General features: G+C 45.4%; 3 protein-coding genes and 1 rRNA gene. All 4 read right to left on the bottom strand.

What is annotated here, in order from left to right; genetic code table 11:
• A 16S ribosomal RNA gene (locus BQ7364_RS18100) occupies positions 1-91 on the bottom strand; the annotation flags it as partial.
• Between the two features lie 626 nt (positions 92-717).
• Complete coding sequence (locus tag BQ7364_RS00045; RefSeq protein ID WP_072682796.1) at positions 718-1,515, bottom strand: ABC transporter permease subunit; 798 nt, start codon at positions 1,513-1,515, stop codon at positions 718-720.
• The gene (locus BQ7364_RS00040) at positions 1,512-2,402 is read right to left on the bottom strand and encodes an ABC transporter ATP-binding protein (RefSeq protein ID WP_072682795.1); all 891 of its coding nucleotides are present in this window, start codon (positions 2,400-2,402) and stop codon (positions 1,512-1,514) included. The genes BQ7364_RS00045 and BQ7364_RS00040 overlap by 4 nt, the downstream gene beginning before the upstream one ends.
• Complete coding sequence (locus BQ7364_RS00035; RefSeq protein ID WP_072682794.1) at positions 2,380-3,018, bottom strand: TetR/AcrR family transcriptional regulator; 639 nt, start codon at positions 3,016-3,018, stop codon at positions 2,380-2,382. The genes BQ7364_RS00040 and BQ7364_RS00035 overlap by 23 nt, the downstream gene beginning before the upstream one ends.
• Positions 3,019-3,447 lie beyond the last annotated feature (429 nt).

The raw sequence follows: 3,447 nt of genomic DNA, 5'->3' as shown, positions 1-3,447 counted from the left end.
TTGAAGACAAGTCCTCAAGCAAGCGTTCGACTTGCATGTATTAGGCACGCCGCCAGCGTTCATCCTGAGCCAGGATCAAACTCTCCATTTGTCAGAGTTTGTTAGCTCTTTGTTTTATCTTCACTATCCCTTAGAATAGCTGCTTTATGAATTGACGTTGTATTTGTGCTTTTCTTCCTGTTTAGTTTTCAAAGATCGAAGCGCTTGACTCTCACCGAGTCAGCTTAGTTATTATAGCCCGAGGGCAAGGTTTTGGCAAGTGTTTTTTTAAATTTTTTTCATTTTTTCTTCGTTTCTTTCATTATCTCCCTTAACAAAAGGCTTTTTTACCTATAAGAAAATTCTTTATCTCTTCTGTATCCTTATCTCTGTCCTGATAAAATAAAATGAGCCTGGTAATTCAGCTGGGAATTTATCGTTTTCCACTCACGCCTTAAACTGATTGACGATAGACGCGATGCATCATAGTGCAAGAAAGTAAGACATTTCATTTCCTATTGACTGTTCAGTATAATTTATCCCTTCTCGCTTTGTATCCCCTTCTCCCTTTATTTCTTTTCTTTTTTTCATGGAAGTAGAGCTATCCGCTTATTTCCTGTTCCATTTCCTGCTTCGGATTTTTCCTTTTTCTTTTCTCGGGCAGAAAATAGAGAATCTTTCCCGCCTCTTCCTCAATTCAATTTTCCATAAAAAAAGTGAATCAGCCTGAAGACTGAATCACAGTGATAAATCACGCCGACGGAATATCCCGATGGCGGCTATATAGAACATAAGCCCCAGAACGGCCAGGAGTCCCGCCAGAAGTAAGGCTTCATTGCTTCCAGCAGCCAATTCTTTGGCCTGAAACAGAGTCAGCGGCGTTAAGAATTTTAATTTGTCGAGCTGATCTGACGTTTGAGAAAGCATCTGAATTAACAGAAATGCGATCAGGCAGCCGCCAGCACAGCCGTAAGCTTTTTTCTGTTCTGAAAACACGCAGGAAAAGAAGAAGCACAATCCACCTAAGAACAGATGCAGTCCCAGCAATCCGATGTTCATCCGCAGATAATTAACCACATCCAGTTCTCCAGGAAATAACAGACTGCTGGCTGCCAGTCCTAACACCGTGGCATATCCGACCAGCAAAAGCGTACAAAGCAGAATGAAAAACATCTGGGTTATAACGATTACGCCGCGAGTATTGGGCGTTGCCAGCAGATAGGCCATTGAACCTTGATCAACATAGCGCGCAACCAGCCGAACTGCGATCAACACCAGACACAGCATTGGGATTGCGATCAGGATGAAGCCATACAAATAATTGGCAATGAAATCCAGCATCGTCGCCCCCGCGTTGGTCATCCCGAACGCGGCGAACAGTTCCGGCATGCTTTCCGCCATCAGATCCAGACTGGCGCCCAGCTTGGGATCATACATTGCGATAATCACCGTGCTGTACAGCGTGATCACCGCCAGAAATAACAAAATCATTTTATAGTTGGCGCGCAGTTCGCGGCGCAGTAACGGCAGACTCATGCGGTATGCTCCTTCCCATAATAGTGCAGAAATAATTCCTCCAACGTTTGACGGCGTGTTTCCAGATCAACGACTTCATAGCGGGCGGCCAGTTTTAAAATCGGATCCATAGCGCCGGAGGTTTGCAGCGTAACCTGATTCTCATGCAGTGCGGCATTCTTTACCCGCGCGGCAAAATCAGCGGCCTCCGCTGGATAGCGGAACTTCAAGATCAACGTGCGCTGATGGTTTTGATTCAGGTCCTTCATCTTTTCCACTGCGATCTGGCGGCCTTCCTTAATAATAACGACGCGGTCGCAGGTTTGTTCCACTTCTTCGAACAAGTGAGACGACATCAGAATCGTTGTTCCTTTTTGTTTTTCTTCTTTGATTTTATCCACGAATTTTTTCTGCATCAGCGGGTCGAGGCCGCTGGTCGGCTCATCCAGGATCAGAATTTCCGGTTCGTTCATCAGCGCGCAGACTAAGCCGATCTTCTGCTTCATGCCCTTGGACATTTTCTTGATCCGTCCTTTGGGTTCCAACTCGAAATAGTCCAGCAGTTCCCTGGCTTTTGTTATGTTTGGCATCTTTTTCATCGCGGCGATGAATTTGATAAACTCCATTCCGTCCATATCGTCCATGAACGCGATCTCTCCAGGCAGATACCCGACGTCCTTCTGAATCTGGGCGGCATTGCGGAAACAATCGTGTCCCTTAATGCTGACACGTCCATGATCGGGCTGAATAAATCCCATGAGTGTCCGGATTGTCGTTGTTTTTCCAGCCCCGTTCGGGCCGAGAAAACCCATGACCTCTCCGCTTTCCACATTGAAGCTCAGATCGAACACGCCGCGCTGCTGACCGTAATTCTTGGTCATATTTTTAACTTTGAGAATGGTTTTCATTTATTTCCTCCTTATAGGCGATTTTACGGAACATCGTTTGCCAATCATGGAAATCCTGCATTAATTCGTCAATTTCCAATGTTTCGGATTGTCTCAGCTTATCCTGGATATAACCTTCCGCCATCCACGTCAGCATCTGCAGCAGCTGCCGGGGATCGACATCGTCCTTAAACCGGGAAAAATGAATGTTTTTAAAATAAACGGAATACACCTCGGCTAACGTAGCGGTAATCCGGTCTTTCATCGCCTCGCTGACTTCCTCCCGACGGGAATAATAAGCTTTCATCACAAAATTCATTAAATAAGGATATTGCAGGATAATCGAATATTTGACTCGGGCGGCATATTCCATCAGTTCGAAAAAATCGGTAATCTGAATGAAATCGTCGGTAACTACCCGTAAATGAAAGAATTCACAACAGTAGTCAAACAGGAACAGATAGAACTCTTTTTTGTTTTTAAAATAATAGAAAAGCAGCCCCTTGGAGATTCCAGCTTTGGCTGTGATGTCATCCGTCGAGGCATGCGGATAATCGTGCGCCCCGAAGACTTCCAGTCCGGCGTTGATGATCCGCTGCTGCTTCGCGGCTGGTAATTCATAGAACTTCTCGTTCATCAAAGAGCCTCCTGACTGACCAGGTCAGTCTTTCATTCTCATTATAGGGGATTGACTCAACTTTACAACCCCCGGAATTCGATGAAAAGCGTTTCTTTTCTCATTTTCGCCGTTTTCCCATTCCCATCCGGTTTTCCTTCATTTCAAGCAGATTTGACGCTCATTCGCTCAGAAATGGCGTCTGAGGCTGATTTTCCCCCGGCAGGTTCTTTATCAATCATGGTTTGAAGTTTGCCCCGGAAGCTGCAAGTCCTGTCCTGAAAGAGAGTCCTTTCCCCTGCTTCTTTCCATTGTCTGAACTGCAATAGGGTAGAGGGAAAATAAATTTCGCCCCTCCCATTGCACCGTACGTACGGATCTCGTATACGGCGCTACATATGTATTGCTGTCACGAATAACTTAGATAGTACTCTAAAGGATTGACTAAGC

Origin of the sequence: Holdemania sp. Marseille-P2844 (assembly GCF_900120005.1) — a bacterium.
Lineage (GTDB): Bacteria > Bacillota_I > Bacilli_A > Erysipelotrichales > Erysipelotrichaceae > Holdemania.
This window is presented reverse-complemented; position numbering and strand designations above follow the sequence as displayed.

Excerpts from the sequence above, each read along its gene's own strand:
- BQ7364_RS00045 (WP_072682796.1), bottom strand. The coding sequence starts at position 1,515 with ATGAGTCTGCCGTTACTGCGCCGCGAACTGCGCGCCAACTATAAAATG.
- BQ7364_RS00040 (WP_072682795.1), bottom strand. The coding sequence starts at position 2,402 with ATGAAAACCATTCTCAAAGTTAAAAATATGACCAAGAATTACGGTCAG.
- BQ7364_RS00035 (WP_072682794.1), bottom strand. The coding sequence starts at position 3,018 with ATGAACGAGAAGTTCTATGAATTACCAGCCGCGAAGCAGCAGCGGATC.